The sequence below is a fragment of the Streptomyces sp. NRRL F-6676 genome (genome assembly GCF_000725625.1).
In the GTDB taxonomy this organism is placed as follows: domain Bacteria; phylum Actinomycetota; class Actinomycetes; order Streptomycetales; family Streptomycetaceae; genus Streptomyces.
Genome location: NZ_JOHS01000027.1, coordinates 12,507 through 28,496, shown reverse-complemented (window position 1 = coordinate 28,496; position 15,990 = coordinate 12,507). Strand labels below are relative to the sequence as shown.

Genomic DNA, 15,990 nt, shown 5'->3' with positions numbered 1-15,990 from the left:
GAGGGCGGCGGGGTGGCAGCGGGGTGTCAGTGGTGACGGCTTCCGGGCCGTCGTCCGCCCGGCGCGTTCCCCAGTCCCAGCGCGCGGGCGATGTTGTTCCGCTGGATCTCGTTGGTGCCGGAGAAGACGCGGGCGGGCAGGGCGTCGCGCAGGAACGTCTCGGCCTCCCCCGCGACCATCCCCAGGCCGCCCCGCACCTGGACGGCGTCCAGGCCCAGTTGGACGGCGGCCTCGCTCACCGCGAGCTTGGCGAGGGCCGGGGCGATCTCGTCCTCGCTGCCCCGCGCGAGCTGCCGGGCGGCCCGGTGCAGCAGGGCCCGGGCGGACTCCAGGCGCAGCGTCATGTCGACGATCCGGTGGCTGACCGCCTGGAAGTGGCCGATGGGCGCACCGAACTGCTCGCGCGTGGTGGCGTGGGCGATCGTGGAGTCCAGGACGCGGCGCATCGCGCCCAGGTAGACCGCGAACAGGCAGACGCGCTCCCACTTCATCGACGCGGAGAACACGCTCGCCCCCGCGCCCTCGGCGCCGAGCACCCGGTTCGCGGGCACCACACAGCCGTCGAAGTGGACGTCGGCCGTGGGCGAGCCGCGCAGCCCGACCTTGTCGTAGACCGGGCCCACGGCGAGTCCGGGGGTGCCGGCCTCGACGAGGAACGCCGTCAGCCCGAAGAAGCCGCCGTCCGGTTCGGTCGCCGCCTGGACGACGAACACGTCGGCGACGGGCGCGTTGGTCGTGAAGCACTTGCCGCCGTTCAGCACATACGCGTCGCCCTTGCGTTCCGCGCGGGTGCGCAGGTGGAGCGCGTCGGAACCGGCCTCCGGCTCGGTGATGGCGTGCGCGGCGATCCGCTCCCCCGAGCAGAGCGCGGGCAGCCAGGCGCGCTTCTGCTCCTCCGTGCCGAACTCGACGACCGGCATGAGCGAGGCGAAGAGGTGGGCGGCGACGGAGAAGGCGAACCCGGTGTCCTCGGTGCCCTGTCCGAGCGCCTCCATGACGGCCGAGGAGGCGACCGCGTCCAGACCGCTGCCGCCGTACTCGACGGGCACCGCGCCGCCCACCAGGCCCTGTGCCCCGGCGAGCCGCCAGCGCCGGCGGAAGTCGCCGGCGTCGAACCCGGCGTGTGCCGCGCCGTACGGTCCGGCCAGCTCGCGCCGGGCGAACGCGAGGACCATGGCACACATCTCCTCGCACTCCGGGTCGAACCCGAAGCCCGAACCGCCGTGGGTGTCACCGCTCATGGCGCTCCGTCCAGGTGTTCCTCGACGAGTACGTGGTAGTTGATGCCGCCGGTGCCGAAGGAGCTGACCGCCGCGCGCCGCGGCTGCCCGGGCTGCCGGGTCCACGGCGCGGGCCGGGTCGGGACGACGGCGGGGACGGCGTCGAGGGCGAGCGCCGGGTTCAGGGTGCGCAGCCCCGCGTTGGGCGGCAGCGTCCCGGCCCGCATGGCGAGCAGGGTGCGCAGCAGTCCGGCGCTCCCGGCGGCGGCGAACGTGTGCCCGAAGAACGACTTCGCCGACCCGACCCGCAGCGGCCGGGCCCGCCGCCCGCCCCCGTACATCCGAGCCGCGGCGGCGATCTCGGTCCGGTCGCCGACCTTGGTGCCGGTGCCGTGGGCCTCCAGGTAGTCGACGGCGTCCGGACCGAACCCGGCCTCCGCGAACGCCCGCCGCATGGCGAGCAGTTGGCCCTCCAGATCCGGGGCGATCAGCGACTTGGCGTCGTTGGAGGCGCCGATGCCGCGGACGACCCCCAGGATCTCGTCGCCGTCGGCGCGCGCGTCGGCGTACCGCTTGAGGAGGAAGAGGCCGCAGCCGTCGCCCGGGGTGAAGCCGTCGGCTTCCTGGTCGAAGGGGGCGCCCCGGCCGTGCGAGAGCAGTCCGAGGGCCGAGCAGAGCACCATGTCGCGGGTGTTGCAGGCGAGTTCGACGCCGCCGGTGACGGCGTAGTCGGCCGTTCCCCGGCGCAGTGCGCCGACGCAGACGTCGAGCGCCGCGAGGGAGGAGGCGCACGCGGCCTCCACGCCGAGGGGTACGGCGTCGAGCCGGTACTCGTTGGCCAGCAGGGCGGCGACACCGCTCGCGAGGCAGCCGTCGAGGGCGGCCGGTGACGTGGTGCCGTCCTCCGACAGCTCGGGCAGCGCCGCCCGCAGGGCCTTCTTCCCGGCCGGGGAGAGACCGTCGAGCGCGGTGAGGTGTTCCACGGCGTCGTCCCAGACGCGCAGGGCCCGCCGGGCGTGAGCACGGCGCTCGCGCGTCAGGCCCAGGTTGGTGCCGATCGCGACGATGCCCCTGCCGTCCGCGAGCCGTCCCGCGCCGCGCCCCTGGAACAGTTCGGCGGCCACGGCGAGCGCGAGCCGCTGGGTGTCGTCCATGGCCGCGCGGCGCACCGGGATGATCCGCGCGTCGCCGTACGGCCCCTCGGGCACCGGTACGTGACCGCCCTGGTCGGTGTAGCTGTGGGTGAGGCTGAGGGCGCCGGGCGCATAGTACAGGTCCCGGTCGAGCACGGTCTCCGGGACGGGGCCGATACGGGTCTCGCCGGAACCGACCACCTTCCAGAAGCTCTCGGCGTCGGCGGCACCGGCGAACCGGCCTGCGAGGGCGACGACGGCGACGGGTTCGGGGGCGGGTGCGCGGGCGGGACCGGGTCGGGGCTGGGGTTGGGGTCGGGGTTCGGTTGGGGGGCGCGGGGAGGCTCGTACGGGTGGTGCCGCCTCGTGGGCCCTGTCGTGTTCCTGGAGTACGAGGTGGCAGACGGTCCCGGTGAGCGAGGAGCCGCGCACCACGGCCCGGCGCGGGGTCGCCTCGTCCGGGGCCGGAATCCGCCGGTGGTGCAGGGCGAGGGCGACCTCGGTGACGGCGGCGACGCCCGCGTTGGCGAAGGTGTTCCCGAGCCGGTCCCGCACCCCGCCCACGGCCGGCTCCGCCGGGTCCGCGGCGTCGACGGACTCCACGTGCGTCACCGAGTCCGGCGCCACCCCGGCCGCGCGCAGGGACTCCCGGGCGAGCGAGCGGCGCAGCCCGGTGTCGCGCGAGGGGCGGAAGGCGCCCGGGCGGGGGTCGTGGCGGAGGGAGGAGTCGAGGATCTCGGCGTAGACCCGGTCGCCGTCCCGTACGGCGGCGGACGACCGCTTGAGCAGCAGGGCGCCGACGCCCTCACCGAGGCGGTCGGCGCCGCCGGAACTCCCGTTCCCCGTGAGCCCCTTGGCCCGCAGGCCCTCGGTGACGACGGGGCTCTCCCACCGCTGCCCCACGACCACGAGGACCGCGTCGGACACCCCCCGGCGCAGATTGTGCACCGCGTGGTCGAGGGCGACGAAGGAGGTCGCGTCCGCCGACTCGACCGCGAGCGTACGGCCGTGCAGGCGGAACGCGGTGGCGATGCGGGCGGGGATGGTGCTGGCCATCTCGCCCACCCGGTCGTGCGGGGAGGCGCCCGTGTGCCGGGCCACCAGCGCCCGCAGTTCCCCGGCGGCCGCCCGTGCCGTCGCCCCGTCGACACCCTGCGCCACGGCCGCCCGTTCGACCTCGCGGGCGTAACGGGCGGCCTCGATCCGGGTGGCGTTGGCGTGCTGGCGGTCCAGGCCGAAGCAGGTGCCGGTGACGACGTCCGTACGGTCCGCGGGCAGCGGGCGCCCGGGGTGGCCGGCGTCCGCCAGGCACTGGCGTGCCGCTTCGAGCATGAGGAGCTGCATACGGGCCATCGCCCCGGCCTGGGCGGGCGGAATCCCGAACCGGGCGACGTCGACACGCACGTCGTCCAGGGTCCGGGCCGGTGCGGGGGATCGCCGTACCGGGGACTCCGGCACCGACGCGTCCCGTACCGGGGCTTCCCGTACCGGGGCTTCCCGCACCGGGACTTCCCGCACCGGGACTTCCCGGTTCATCGCTTCCCAGAACTGACCGGGCCCTACGGCGCCCGGATACAGCGCCCCGATCCCCACGATCGCCACGGCTTCGTCCGGCACCGCTTCGGTCGGCACGGCTTCGATCCGCACCGCTTCGTCCGCCACCGCCTGGATCGGCACCGCTTCGATCGGCACGCCCGCTGTCACAGGCGTGCTCTCCTCGCCGCCCACTACCGGACCGCCGCCGGTACGCCCTGGCCCGGCAGGACCGCGGCGGGCAGCCGCAGCGCCGGGTCCTGCGCCAGGATCTCGGCGTGCAGACGCTGGAGCGGCGCGCCCGGCCGGATGCCCAGTTCCTCGTCGAGCCGCCGCCTGGCCCACCGGAACAGGTCCAGCGCCTCGCCCTGCCGGCCCGTGCGGTAGAGCGCGAGCATCAGCAGCTCGCAGAACCGCTCGCGCTGGGGGTGGAGGGCGACGAGCCGGCGCAGCTCCGCGATCGCCCGGGCCTCGTCGCCGACCGACAGCAGGGCGCTGACCAGGTCCTCGCGGACGGTGAGCCGGCGTTCGTCGAAGAGGGCCGCCGCACCCCGTACGCGCAGGCCGTCGCCCGCGTCGAGGAGGGCGGGGCCGCGCCAGACGTCGAGGGCGCACTGGAGGAGTTCCAGCGCGCGTTCGGGCCGGGTCCCCAGGTGCGCGGCGCCCTGGGCGGCCAGTTCGAGGAATCTGTTGCCGTCCACGTGCTCCGGGGACAGTTCGAGGAGGTAGCCGTTGTTGACCCCGCGCAGCACGGAGCCGCCGCGCCGGCGTGCGGCCGGCTCGATGGCCCTGCGCAGCCGGGTCACGGTCGCCTGCAACGCGTTGCGGGCGTTGCCGATGGCGGTCCCGGACCACAGTTCGTCGACGAGGTCCTCGCTGGAGACGGCCCGCCCCGCCTCCAGGGCGAGGGTGGCGAGCAGTGCTCGCACCTTGTTGGCTCGAATGGCGCGTATCTGCCCCTCGTCGTCCACGAAAACGGGGCCCAGAATTTGGATGCGCAAGCCACTCCCCCGGTCTGCTGCGAAACGGAATCGGCCCAGCGTGCCAGCAGTGACGCACCATTCGAGAGACCAGTGATCCAGCCCCGCCGGAGCGCTGCTGTTCGCCGGTGGCAGAGATGTTTGAATCAGGAACTCTGGCTTGAGTTTTTCAGCCGCCCTGGGTCCTGTCATCCATCCCTTGATGGATTTCTGCACTACACGGCAGGCTGCCCCGGGCCACCCGGCCGCCTCCACCATTCGTTGAGCGGGGACGCAGGTATGCGTACGCCGAGCGTCCGGTGCGGCACCCCGATGCCGGCGGCCTGGTTGTCGACCGGCGGACGCCGCTCCTCGCGCACGCGCCCGACCAGTGGCTGACCGGCGCCTTCACGGAAGCGGGGTGGGCCCCCGCAGGGCGCGGTGAGCCTTCTCGCTCGGACGGTGGCGGGCCAGGGCGCATACTGGAGAGGATGACAAAGCCAGTGGTACCCAGACGCCATCTGCCCACGAGCCCCTTCAAGGCTCCGGTCCCCCCGCCGCCCAAGCACTTCGCCGTGGGCGACCGGGTCACGCACGACATGTACGGCCTCGGCCGGGTCGTCGGCATGGAGGAGGGGATCGCGGCCCTCGTCGACTTCGGTGCGACGCAGGCGCGGATCCCGAGCCCGTACGCCAAGCTGAACAAGCTCTAGCGCCGGGGCGCGGGCCGGGGCCGCTTGCCGGCCCACCCGTCGTGACGTCCGCCGGTCATCGCCCCGGCGGGGCGTCGCCGAGCCATGCCCGCCCGCATTGCCCCGCTCGCCGTGCCCGCTCCGGGACCCGGGCGGTGGCGGACCGGGCGACGCGGTCGCCGCGGGGGAGGCCGCTGTGCCGTGCTCCCGCCCTCGCCCTCTGCCTGGCCTTCTGCCTGTGCCTCCGCCTCAGCCCTCTGCCGCGGTCTCGTCCCGCCCGCCCAGTGCCGTACGGACCGCGAGCCGGACGAGGGCGTCCGCGTCGAGGCCGGGCCAGCCGTGGACGGCCTGCCGCCACTCGGACGGCACGGCGCAGCGGCCCCAGCGGGCGCCGAGCAGGGCGCCCGCGATGGCCGCGACGGTGTCGGTGTCCGTACCGGCCCGCACCGCCGCCTCCAGGGCGAGACGCAGATGCGCGGACGGCGGCTGCCCCTCGCCCGCGCCCGGTTCGGGAACGGGCGTACGGATGATCGCCGACCAGGCGGCCTGCAACGCGTGGACGACCCAGCCGTTGTGGGAGAAGTGGTACGGCGGCTGCGCCTCCGCCTCGTCGAGCAGCGCCGCCCAGCGCTCCCGGCGCTCGGCGGGGAGGAGGCCGAGCCCTTCCCGTACGCCGTCGAAGGTGCCGTGCAGGACGGCGGTGCGGATGCCCGAGCACCACAGCACGCAGGCGTCGGCGCAGTCGGGGTCCGGGTGGGTGAGCGCGCCGACCGCCGTGGCCGCCTCGGCCATCGCCGCCGGGTCGTCGAGGTGGGCGAGGGCGACGATGCCCGTACGCATCAACGAGCCGTTGCCCGCGCTCTGCTCCCTGGCCTCGGTGAAGGCGCGGGCGGCCTCGCGCAGCGCGGCGCCGGGCGTGCCGGGCGTGCGGCCGGCGGCGTGCAGGACGGCGCGGGTCTGGGCGCCGACGTCGCTGGCGCCCTCGCTCAGCCACCGCTGGAAGTTCGCCGCGACCGCGTCCAGTGCCTCGGGGTCACGGAGGTCGGCCCCGGTGGCTGCGACCTCGGCGATGCAGACCTGCATCTGGGTGTCGTCGGAGTACTCGCCGGGCGCGTAGGGGCCGAGGCCGCCGCCGATCATCTCCGGCCGCTGGTCCTCGGTGAGCGTGGCCCGGAACTCGTACGGCACCCCGAGGGCGTCGCCCGCGGCCGCGCCGAGCAGCACTCCGGCGGCCCGCTCGACGGCCGGGGCGTCCAGGCGGGGGCGGGGGACGGACGCGGCCATGGAACCTCCGTGAGTCGTCGTTCATCGTGCATGGTTCACCGTGCACCGTGCACCGTTCACCGGAACGGTAGTTGATCCCGTCCACGCCACTTCGGCCGGTACGCGGCGTGCGCGGCGACGTCCGCCGCGCACGGCCGGGTAGGTTCGCGGGCATGACCGTGCGGAGCACCGTGAAGGGCATCGACGAGCTTGCCCCGCCGCTCGCCAACTGCCGTGCGTACTGGCTGGGTTGGTGCGCGGCGGGCCGCAGTGACGACGACCTCGCGCACTACCGCAGCGGCGGTGCTGGAGGGCACGGACCGCGCGACCTGCGCCGAGTGGGTGCGCCTACGGCCCCTCCTTCGGGGTGGGCCCGGAACTGGTGGACGCCGCCGTACGGATCGAGGAGGACGGGGCGAGGACCCGCGCGCCGTCCGCTTCGTCGCGCGCGCCGGCGGGCGGGCCGTGGGCACGGCCCTCCTGTTCGACGCCCATGGGGTGGCCGGCGTCTACATCGTCGCGACGGCCGAGGCGTGCCGGCGCCGGGGCATCGGCGCGGCACTCACCGCCGCCGCACTGGCGGAGGGCCGGCGCCGCGGACTGCGCGTCGGCACGTTGCAGGCCGGCGTCCTGGGCGCCCCCGTGTACGCGGGCATGGGCTTCGCGAAGGTGGAGGAGTACGAGCTGTTCCGCCCTCCGACATCCTGGAACTGAGCCGGGCCACCCGGCGCGGGTCCGGCGCGTCAGTCGACCAGCTCCCCGTCCCACCCCTCGAAGTCGCCGAAGTCCATGTTGGCGAGGGCCAGATTCCAGTGCATCCCGTGCGAGGTCACTCTGGCGGCTATGCGGAACGGTGCCGTCACCTCCTCGGGGTCGGTGCTCACCGCGAGCAGCGACGGCCGTGCGTTCTCCATGCCGACGCGGTCGGCGAGGAAGACCACCGCCCAGCCGCACTCGACCGGCTCCTCGCCGCCGCCCTCCTCGGGCGCGGTGAGGGCGGCGAGAACAGCGGCAGGCTCCGCGTCCTCCCAAGCGGGATCCTCGACGAAAAGGATCTCCCCCTTGACGCCTTCGTCGTCCTCGTCGTCCTCGTCGAACACCCAGGGCTCGTCCAGCGCCTCCCGCACCCGCTGCCAGCCCTCGTCGTCCCCGTAATGGGTGCGGATGACCAGCATGGCCGGGAAGTCGTCGTCGGTCCTCGGCAGTGTGCGCACGGAGGCGTCCTCTCAACGGGCGACCGCGACGGTCGCGTTGGCGTCGTCTCCGACACTAGAGGGAGGGTCTGACAACGCCCCCGGAACGCCTCACCGTGAGGGGGACGGAGGGGCGGGCGGTGCGGCGAGCAGGGCCGCGCCCAGGCCGGTCAGGAGGGTGCCGAGGCCGCTGACGAGGGTGGTGAGGTGCCAGGCCTGGTAGGCGGAGAGGAGGGAGGCGCGCAGGCTCTCGCCCATGAACGCGGTCTGGCGGAGCCGGGCGAGTTTCTCGTCGTCACCGCTGGTGGACTGGAACTCGTCGGTGATCTCGGCGTAGGTACGGCCGTTCGTGGCGTGGGCGAGGTGGTCCTTGATGAGGGCGGCGTAGGCGTGGGCCTGGGGGCCGGTCCCGACCGGGGAGCCGGCGTGCCGGGCGAGCCCGGCGGGCAAGCCGCTGTCCGGGAACGTGATCCGCTGGGCGGCCAGTTCGGCACGGATCTGGCGACGCCCGCCGAGTCCGCGCACCAGCATGACGGGCCCGGCGGCCAGCAGCGCCACGCCGACCGACCTGGTGAGCGCGCGGGCGACGAGGGAACGCGAAGCGTGCATGGAGCCTCTTTCGTTGCGTGGACGCGGGGCGCGCCTCAGCCGGCCGGCGGCCCCGCCGGGGCGGGCGGGGCCGTGCGTCCGCCGCGCCCCCGGGACAGCCGGCGCGCCGGGGGCGGCCGGCACACGAACGCACCGGCGCCGGGGGCGGGGCGGACCACCGTCCGGAGGTGGCAGGTGCGTGGCCCGGACGGCGACCGGCCGGGGAGCCCGCCCGCCCGTCACGGCCCCCGCAGACGAGAAGACTGAGCCGTGGCGGCCGGTGAACCCGGGAAGCGGACCTCGGACACGAGCCCCGTGACTCCTCCCCGGCCTGCGGCCTCCCCGCCGGTCACCACCCATGCTCCCGGTACGGCAGCACACGGAACTTGGGCCGGACGGCCCTCACCCCCCGGCCGGACGGCCCTGCGGGCGCGAGCGGACCCGCACCGAACGCGGCGGGACGATGCCGGCGGCGTGACCGCACCGGACCGGTGACGGCCAGGCGCCGGCCCGGTGCCGGTCAGGTCGACGTCACTCCCCCGCGGGCCCCCGCGAGGACCGCGCCGCCCTCGTGAACCCATGGCTCCGCTCCACCTTCGCCACATGCAAGGTGTAGCTCTCGTACCACTCGGCCCGCCCGCGCTCCTGCGCCGCACGGTGCTCGGCATCGCGCCGCCACTCGGCGAGCGCGTCGGCGTCACGGAAGTACCCGACGGTGATGCCCAGCCCGCCGGGAGTCTGCGCGTGATCCATCCCCAGGAACCCGGGCACCCCCCGCACCAGCTCCTCCATACGCGCGTTGGTCTCCCGGTAACCGTCCTGCTCCGGCGTACGCACGGTGCTGAACACAGCCACGTAGTAGGGCGGCTCGTACGGCCCGACGGGCGCGACGGCCCCTTCCAGGTGATCAGTCATGACGCCACCGTAGGACGACGCGGCCAGGACGCGTTCCGCAGGTCGGACGGCAACGAGGCCGTCACACCCGTCGCCGCCGAACCCCTCGCCGGCGCCGTGCGGCCCCGGCCGACCGCCGGGGCGCGGAACCGCGCGACGACGGGCCGGGCAGGACGGCGCGGGCGGAGTGGGGTGCGTGAGCGCGCACCCAGGGCTTCGCCGAGCGCGGCCGGTCCGGACGGCCGCGCTCGGTCGCGGGTGTGGGCGTGCGTCAGCCGTCGGACTCCGCCGACGGGATGAACGCGCCGGGCACGTCGTTCGGGGCGTAGATCTTCTTCTCGCCGGGGTACGGACGGGCCCAGTTGTGCGTCTGGTACCAGGTGAGGTGGTTCATCTGGGCCGGGTTGGCGTAGTCGGGTACGGCGTGCGGACCGGTCAGGCGCTGCTTGGACTTCCACGAGTCCCACGCGGCGGCGAGGGACGCCTTGCCCGCCGGGACCTTCGCCGTCGGTACGACCGCCGCCTTCGGGTCCTGCGCGGCGGGGGTGTCCACTCCGCAGGACGGCGGGGTCTTCAGCCCGTCGGTCAGCGGGGTGCGGTTCGGCAGGGCGGTGAACGGCGTGTAGTCGGGCCGCCGGGTGAACACGCCCCGCATGGGGGTGGCCGCGCTGTCCTTCTGGTTCATCGGGTGGATCCCGAGGATCTGCTCGATGGTGCGGATCATCGTGATCTGCGAGTAGTAGTGGCTGTCGACGGTGCCGTGCTGCGCCCAGGGGCTGATGATCTGGATCGGGGCGCGGTGGCCGTCGACGTGGTCGAGGCCGGCCTGGGAGTCGTCCTCGACGACGAAGATCGCCGAGTCCTTCCAGTACTTGCTGTGCGAGATCTTGTCGATGATCTTGCCGGTGGCGAGGTCGTTGTCGGCGACCTGGGCGGCCGGGCCGGCCGGGCCGCCGGTGTGGTCGCTGGAGAGCCAGAACATGTTCAGGTTCGCCGGACCGTGCTTCTCGAAGTCCTGCTTCCAGATCTCGTACCGGTACAGGTCCGGGACGCTGGTGTCGAACTTCGGGAAGCCGGGCACCGAGACGCTGTTGAGCGACGGGATCGGCGAGGAGGAGTTCAACGGGTACGCGGTGGCCTGGCCGGTGGCGTCCATGTTCCTGGCGTCGCAGTACAGGTTCTGCCAGCTCGCGCCGGACGGCTTGGTCAGGAACTGCTGGAACTCGCCGAAGTCCCGCACGCTTCTGCCGGCCGCCTGCGCGCCCGTCCACAGGAAGCCGGTCTTCTGGTGGCCGAGGGCGTCGTCCTCGGTGTCGTAGCTGCGCTTGTACTCGCCGGCCGAGGACTCGGTGTACTCGGGGTTGTCGGCCTGCATGAGCCAGTTGTGGCCCTCGGCGGAGTTGGTGCCGATGTCGTAGGTGTTGTCGTACAGGCCGAACTGCTTCGCCAGCGCGTGCTGGTTCGGGGTGACGTTCTCGCCGAACTGCGTCAGCGACGGGTCGCCGTTGCCCTCGGGGACGTCGCCGAGCACCTGGTCGTAGGTGCGGTTCTCCTTGACGATCAGGAAGACGTGCTTGATCGTCGACGGGTCGCCGAGCCGCTTCGGGACCGGCTGCGGCTTGGCCTTGCCGTGTCCCTTGGCCGACTGGACGGCGTTGCCGGTCCAGCCGTTCTGCTGGAAGACCTTGGCGGTCTGCGCGCGGATGACGCGGTCACTGGGCAGGGTGAACTGCGTCAGGCTGGAGGTCGTGTCGTGGGTGCCGTGGCCGGCGGCGGCGGGGCGGCGCGCGTCGATGCCGCGGGTGTTGGAGACGACGACCTTCTTGCCCACGGTGGTGATCTCGGCGGGGAAGTAGTCCGTCGGGAGGAGGCCGACGTAACTGACCGGCTCCTGCGGGGAGGTGTAGCGGTAGACGGCGACGGCGTTGGCGCGGCCGAGCGTCACCAGCAGGCGGCCGTCGTCGGTGAGGGTGACCGCGTCGGGCTCGTAGCCGACGGAGGCCTCCGGCCACGGCTGGGTGGAGATGGTCTGGACGACCTTGCCCTTGGCGGTGTCGATGACCGACACGTTGTTGTCGGCGGTGTTGGTGACGAACACCGCTCCGTGCCGGGCGTACACGGCGGTCGGGTGCAGGCCGACGTCGATGGTGCGGACGGCGGCGGAGGGGGCGGCCAGGTCGATGACGCTGACCGTGCCGGTGGTGGTCGCGCCGGTCTTCGGATCGGCCGGCACCTGTGTGCCGTAGGAGTTGAGCGTGGGGTCCCCGGCCTTCGCGGGCCGGCCGCCCTCGTTGCTGACGTAGAGCTTGTCGCCGACGCGGGCCATGCCGCGCGGGGCGTTGCCCACCGTCCAGTTCTGCTTGACGGCGCCGGTCGCCGCGTCGATGGCGACCACCCGGTTCTGGCCGTTGACCGCGGCGTACACGGTGGAGCCGTCGGCGGAGAACACGGCGGCGGCGGGCAGGGCCTGCTTGCTGCCGTCGGCCGGGATCGTGACGGTCACCGGGTTGGCGAGGGTGCCGTCCTCGTTCACGGTGAACTTGGTGTAGCCGTCGAGCTGGCCCAGCCAGAGCTGCTTGCCGTCGGGCGAGTAGACGGGGCCTTCCTGACCGACGGCGTTGCTGCTGATGCGCAGGTCGTCGGCGGCGTTGGTGCCGACGCGCTGCTTGATCCGGCCGGTCGCGAGGTCCACGACGACCAGCGAGGCGTCGCCGTCGGTGACCGAGGCGGCGAGGTGGCCGCCGTCGGGGCTGACCGTCGACGACATGATCTTGCCGTCGTCGATGACGAGGCGGTCGCCGTACGGGGCGATGTACTGGTCGGCGGAGACGACCTGGCCCTTGTGGGTGACCTGGCCGACCTGTTCGGTGCCGAACTGGCGGGTCTCGGCGACGGCGACGCCGGTGGCCAGGGCGGCCGTGGTGATGCAGGCCGTGACCAGCGTGGCCCGGCGGCTGACGCGTCTGCCCAGCAGGTCGTAGTGGTTCTTCCCGGCCTGCCGGCGGCGGCGTGCTATCTGCATGTCAGTCCTTACGAGATAGATCCGGAGAGTTGGGGGGTGGCCGGAGAGAAAGTTCAGGGGGGCGGGAGGGGGCTCAGGGAGCCGGGGAGTCCGGCGAGGCGGAGAGCAGGTCGACGTCACCGTCGAACTGCCACAGCGGGTTCGGTGCGTCTCCCGTCGAAGTGCGCACCAGGAAGTACCCGTTGACCTCCTTGGGTCCGTCGCCGTCCGCGACGAACCGCCCGTCCGCCGTGATGTCGAGCTGGTAGACGGCCGACCCGGTGGCCGCGACACCCGGCAGGTGCCAGGAGACGACGCACCGCCAGTCGTTGCCCGGGCCCCGGGCGTCGTCCTGGACGCCCGCCTTGGCGCACGCCGCGGAGGTCCTCAACTGCGCCTCGGTGACGGCCGGTCGGTGGAGCTGTTCGGTCTGCATGCGGTACAGGTGGGCGAACTCGGTGGCGAGGGCGCTTTCCACCTTGGCCTGCTCGATCCCGGAGCCCGCGGCGGTGGTCGTCCCCGCCACGACCGCGACCGTCACGCCGAGCAGCGCGGCGAGCGGCAGTGCGGCCGTGGTGACCGCGCGGCGCGCCGAACCGTCGTCGGCGGGGTTGGTGAAGTCGCGCCGCAGGAAGAGGACGTACGCCAGCGCCGTCGCCGTCACGGCCCACAGGAGGCTGACGACCATGCCGATGAGGAGCGGGGTGAGCTGCGCCGGTTCGGTGAACAGGCCCTTCCAGGTGACGAACGCGTCGCCGGGCAGGGCCAGGCGCACGGCGACCGGCAGCGGCAGCATCTGGGCGAGCTGCATCGTCAGCGCGACGAGCGCGGGCAGCAGCAGACCCATCGGGGAGCGCCCGAGGGCCACCGACCCGAGGAACCCGATTCCGGCGAGGGCCAGGGTGGGGGCGAGCGCGCAGGCCCAGGCGAGCAGGACCGTGCCGGCGGCGTCCCCCGGCGCGAGCAGGTGCCCGTCGAGGCCGGCCAGCGGTTGGTCGCCGACGGCGAGCAGGCCGCCGGCCGTGCTGGAGGCGGCCAGTCCGGCCACGAGCAGGAGGACGACGGTGAGGCCGGCCGACGCCTTGGCCGCGAAGATCCGCCGGGGCGAGCGGACGGCGACGAGCAGGTGGCGCCAGGTGCCGAGCCGGTCCTCCGAGGCGAAGACGTCGCCGGCGACGACGGAGGTGAGCAACGGCAGCGCCCAGGTGCCGGCGAAACCGAGCGTCACCAGCGGCCCGGCCCACCCGGTGGCGTGCATCCAGCGGCCGAACAGGGTGTCCGTGGGCAGCGTGCTCTGCGCGCTCACCCCGGCCACGAAGACCGCGGGCGCGATCCAGCAGGCGAGGAGCAGCAGGCGGATCCGCCACTGGGAGAGGAGCTTGACGACTTCGAAGCGGTAGCTCCGGGCGACCGTCACACGGCCTGCCGCGGGGCCTGCCGCGGGGCTGTGCGCAGGAGGTACGGCACCGGGGGCGGGGCTCGCGGCCGAGGGACCGGCCGGGTGCTCGGCCGGGTGCTCGGCCGGGCTTGTGGCGGCGGTCATCGTCCGGCCTCCTGCCGCTGGACCTCGGTCCTCCGGGGCGCGGCCGCGTCACGCCGGGGCGCGGGGCCGGACCGCTGCGGGACCTCGGCCCCGCCCGGCCGCCGGGTGTCGCCTTCGCCGTGGTGCCGGGCGCCGGTCGGCCTCGGGGCGTCGGTGTCGTCCGGCTGCCGCGGCACGGTGGGCCGGTGTTCCGTCAGGGCCAGGAAGGCCGCCTCCAGCGGTGAGACCACGGGGGCCAGTTCGCGCAGGGCGATGCCCTCGTGGACGAGCCGTACCACCAGGTCGTCGAGGGCGACCGTCTGCGCGCGCAGCACCAGCGCCGCCCGTCCCCCACGGCCCCCGGCGTCGTCGACCAGCCGGATCCCCGGCGTGCCGGCGGCCAGTGCGCGGGCGCGCTCCGGATCGGAGGTGAGGAGCCGGTAGTCGAGTTCGCGGTTCTCGGCGGCCAGGTCGCCGAGCGGTCCGGAGTAGACGGTCCGCCCGGTGGCGAGGATGGTGACCTCGGAGCACAGGGCCTCCAGGTCGTCCATGCGATGGCTGGAGAGCACCACGCTCGTCCCCTCCCGCGCGAGCCGGGTGAGGACGCCGTGGACGTGCTGCTTCCCGGCCGGGTCCAGCCCGTTGGCGGGTTCGTCCAGGACGAGCAGCCGCGGCTTCGCGAGCAACGCGGCGGCGAGGCCGAGCCGTTGGCGCATGCCCAGGGAGAAGCCACGGGTGCGGTCGTCGGCGACGTCCGTGAGACCGACCTGTTCGAGCGCGTCCTCGATCCCCGCCGACCGCGTGTCGTCGCCCCGCAGAGCGGCGAGCGCGGCCAGGTTCTGCCGGGCGGTCAGCGACGGGTACAGCCCGGGCCCGTCCACGAACCCGGCGACGCCGCCCGGGGCTTCGAAGGCCCGGCCCACCGGCGTGCCGAGGATCTCCAGGCTTCCGCCGTCGGCCACGGCCAGGCCGAGGAGAAGACCGAGCAGCGTCGTCTTGCCGGCGCCGTTCGGACCGACCAGGCCGTGGATGCGGCCCCGCGCCACGTCCAGGTCGACGCCGTCGAGCGCCACGACGTCGCCGAAGCACTTGGTGATGCCGCGCGCCCGGACGGCGAGCTGTGAGTCCATGAGCCCCTTCTTTCGGAGAGCCTCACTGACCCTAGGAAGCACACAGGCCCCTGACAGGGGGCAACGGTTGAACGCTCAGGGAACGGAATCCCAAATGGTTGGGGACGAATCGGACGGGCGTCCGGCCGGTCACCGCCAGGCACGGGGGAACCGGCACGTACGCGCACTCGCCCGGTGCGGGCGCGGGCCCCGAGGCTCTCGGCAGGTGCACGGCGGCGCGGTTGACCATCCGGGATACTGCAACTAGGTTGGTTCCAGTTGAACGGAGCGGCGCTGGGAGTGGGTGGGTGATGGCGGGGCTCAGCGGCAGGAGCGCGGTCGCGATTCACGCGCTCGCGATGCTGGCCAACCGGCGCGGGGGGTCGTTGACGTCCGCCGAGATCGCGGACAGCCTCGACAGCAATCCGGTCCTCGTGCGGCGCGTTCTGGGCCGGCTGCGGGACGCCCGTCTGGTGTGGTCCACCGAGGGGCGCGGCGGCGGCTGGTCCCTCGCGCGGGCCCCGCGGGACATCACGCTCCGCGACGCCTACGCCGCCGTCGAGGAGGGGCAGGTCTTCTCGCGGCACGCCCATCCGCCCAACGGGACGTGCGCGATCGGGCGCAACATCGGTGATCTGCTCGACGCCGAGTTCCGCGATGCCGAGCGGGCCCTGGAGGAACAGCTCGGCAGGACGACGATCGCCGGCCTGCTGCGGCAGGTGCTGGACGCCGACAGCGAACCGAAGGGCCACCGCCGCTGAACGCGCGGTGCCGCGTACGTCTTGCGCGTCACGCCCCGCCACGCCGCGTCATCCGGAGTCGTCCCGTGTCCCGACGCAGGCCCTAACTGCAACCGGCTGAGTAGCAGTCTCAGGGTCCCTCT

At 74.0% G+C, this 15,990-nt stretch carries 12 protein-coding genes and 1 pseudogene; 3 read left to right on the top strand and 10 right to left on the bottom strand.

What is annotated here, in order from left to right; translation table 11 throughout:
* Nucleotides 1-26 precede the first annotated feature (26 nt).
* From redW to IO29_RS18200, 3 genes are read right to left on the bottom strand one after another with little or no spacing between them, the layout of a single operon-like run.
* Nucleotides 27-1,241 (bottom strand): L-prolyl-[peptidyl-carrier protein] dehydrogenase, encoded by a 1,215-nt coding sequence (gene redW, locus IO29_RS18210; protein ID WP_030380548.1) that lies wholly within the window; start codon nucleotides 1,239-1,241, stop codon nucleotides 27-29.
* Nucleotides 1,238-4,057, bottom strand: a complete 2,820-nt coding sequence (locus tag IO29_RS18205) for a beta-ketoacyl [acyl carrier protein] synthase domain-containing protein (protein WP_234307558.1) — start codon at nucleotides 4,055-4,057, stop codon at nucleotides 1,238-1,240. Before IO29_RS18205 ends, redW begins: the two co-directional genes overlap by 4 nt.
* 23 nt (nucleotides 4,058-4,080) lie before the next feature.
* Complete coding sequence (locus IO29_RS18200; protein WP_051707753.1) at nucleotides 4,081-4,887, bottom strand: AfsR/SARP family transcriptional regulator; 807 nt, start codon at nucleotides 4,885-4,887, stop codon at nucleotides 4,081-4,083.
* Between the two features lie 449 nt (nucleotides 4,888-5,336).
* Between IO29_RS18200 and IO29_RS18195 the strand changes: the two genes are divergently transcribed.
* Nucleotides 5,337-5,558: a hypothetical protein gene (locus IO29_RS18195; RefSeq protein WP_030380546.1), complete on the top strand. Its 222-nt coding sequence runs from the start codon at nucleotides 5,337-5,339 to the stop codon at nucleotides 5,556-5,558.
* A gap of 228 nt (nucleotides 5,559-5,786) precedes the next feature.
* Here IO29_RS18195 and IO29_RS18190 read toward each other — a convergent pair whose 3' ends face one another.
* Nucleotides 5,787-6,821, bottom strand: coding sequence for an ADP-ribosylglycohydrolase family protein (locus tag IO29_RS18190; RefSeq protein WP_051707750.1), 1,035 nt, complete (start codon nucleotides 6,819-6,821; stop codon nucleotides 5,787-5,789).
* Between the two features lie 213 nt (nucleotides 6,822-7,034).
* Between IO29_RS18190 and IO29_RS39505 the strand changes: the two genes are divergently transcribed.
* A complete protein-coding gene (locus IO29_RS39505) occupies nucleotides 7,035-7,514 on the top strand; it encodes a GNAT family N-acetyltransferase (RefSeq protein WP_324608169.1) in 480 nt (159 codons plus the stop codon).
* 29 nt (nucleotides 7,515-7,543) lie between these two features.
* Here IO29_RS39505 and IO29_RS18180 read toward each other — a convergent pair whose 3' ends face one another.
* The 6 genes and pseudogenes from IO29_RS18180 to IO29_RS18155 form a co-directional block, all read right to left on the bottom strand.
* The gene (locus tag IO29_RS18180; protein ID WP_030380543.1) at nucleotides 7,544-8,014 is read right to left on the bottom strand and encodes a DUF6924 domain-containing protein; all 471 of its coding nucleotides are present in this window, start codon (nucleotides 8,012-8,014) and stop codon (nucleotides 7,544-7,546) included.
* Nucleotides 8,015-8,104: 90 nt separating this feature from the next.
* The gene (locus IO29_RS35585; protein ID WP_051707748.1) at nucleotides 8,105-8,602 is read right to left on the bottom strand and encodes a hypothetical protein; all 498 of its coding nucleotides are present in this window, start codon (nucleotides 8,600-8,602) and stop codon (nucleotides 8,105-8,107) included.
* Between the two features lie 510 nt (nucleotides 8,603-9,112).
* Nucleotides 9,113-9,496, bottom strand: coding sequence for an antibiotic biosynthesis monooxygenase family protein (locus tag IO29_RS18170; RefSeq protein ID WP_033225989.1), 384 nt, complete (start codon nucleotides 9,494-9,496; stop codon nucleotides 9,113-9,115).
* A gap of 250 nt (nucleotides 9,497-9,746) precedes the next feature.
* Complete coding sequence (locus IO29_RS18165; RefSeq protein WP_030380540.1) at nucleotides 9,747-12,497, bottom strand: bifunctional YncE/alkaline phosphatase family protein; 2,751 nt, start codon at nucleotides 12,495-12,497, stop codon at nucleotides 9,747-9,749.
* 73 nt (nucleotides 12,498-12,570) lie between these two features.
* Nucleotides 12,571-14,019 carry an ABC transporter permease gene (locus IO29_RS18160; protein WP_030380539.1) on the bottom strand — a complete coding sequence of 483 codons (1,449 nt, stop codon included), beginning with the start codon at nucleotides 14,017-14,019 and terminating at the stop codon, nucleotides 12,571-12,573.
* A 182-nt stretch (nucleotides 14,020-14,201) separates the two neighbouring features.
* Nucleotides 14,202-15,128 (bottom strand): annotated as a pseudogene (locus IO29_RS18155) (ABC transporter ATP-binding protein); the annotation flags it as partial.
* Nucleotides 15,129-15,418: 290 nt separating this feature from the next.
* On the opposite strand from IO29_RS18155, the gene IO29_RS18150 reads away from it, so the two are divergent.
* Entirely contained in the window at nucleotides 15,419-15,868 is a 450-nt protein-coding gene (locus tag IO29_RS18150; protein WP_030380537.1) for an Rrf2 family transcriptional regulator, read from the top strand.
* The last annotated feature ends 122 nt before the right edge of the window (nucleotides 15,869-15,990 follow it).

What these genes read in the sequence shown, in the direction of transcription:
- IO29_RS18165 (WP_030380540.1), bottom strand. Translation starts at nt 12,497, where the DNA reads ATGCAGATAGCACGCCGCCGCCGGCAGGCCGGGAAGAACCACTACGAC.
- IO29_RS18160 (WP_030380539.1), bottom strand. Translation starts at nt 14,019, where the DNA reads ATGACCGCCGCCACAAGCCCGGCCGAGCACCCGGCCGAGCACCCGGCC.
- IO29_RS18150 (WP_030380537.1), top strand. Translation starts at nt 15,419, where the DNA reads ATGGCGGGGCTCAGCGGCAGGAGCGCGGTCGCGATTCACGCGCTCGCG.
- IO29_RS18195 (WP_030380546.1), top strand. Translation starts at nt 5,337, where the DNA reads ATGACAAAGCCAGTGGTACCCAGACGCCATCTGCCCACGAGCCCCTTC.
- IO29_RS35585 (WP_051707748.1), bottom strand. Translation starts at nt 8,602, where the DNA reads ATGCACGCTTCGCGTTCCCTCGTCGCCCGCGCGCTCACCAGGTCGGTC.
- IO29_RS18170 (WP_033225989.1), bottom strand. Translation starts at nt 9,496, where the DNA reads ATGACTGATCACCTGGAAGGGGCCGTCGCGCCCGTCGGGCCGTACGAG.
- redW (WP_030380548.1), bottom strand. Translation starts at nt 1,241, where the DNA reads ATGAGCGGTGACACCCACGGCGGTTCGGGCTTCGGGTTCGACCCGGAG.
- IO29_RS18190 (WP_051707750.1), bottom strand. Translation starts at nt 6,821, where the DNA reads ATGGCCGCGTCCGTCCCCCGCCCCCGCCTGGACGCCCCGGCCGTCGAG.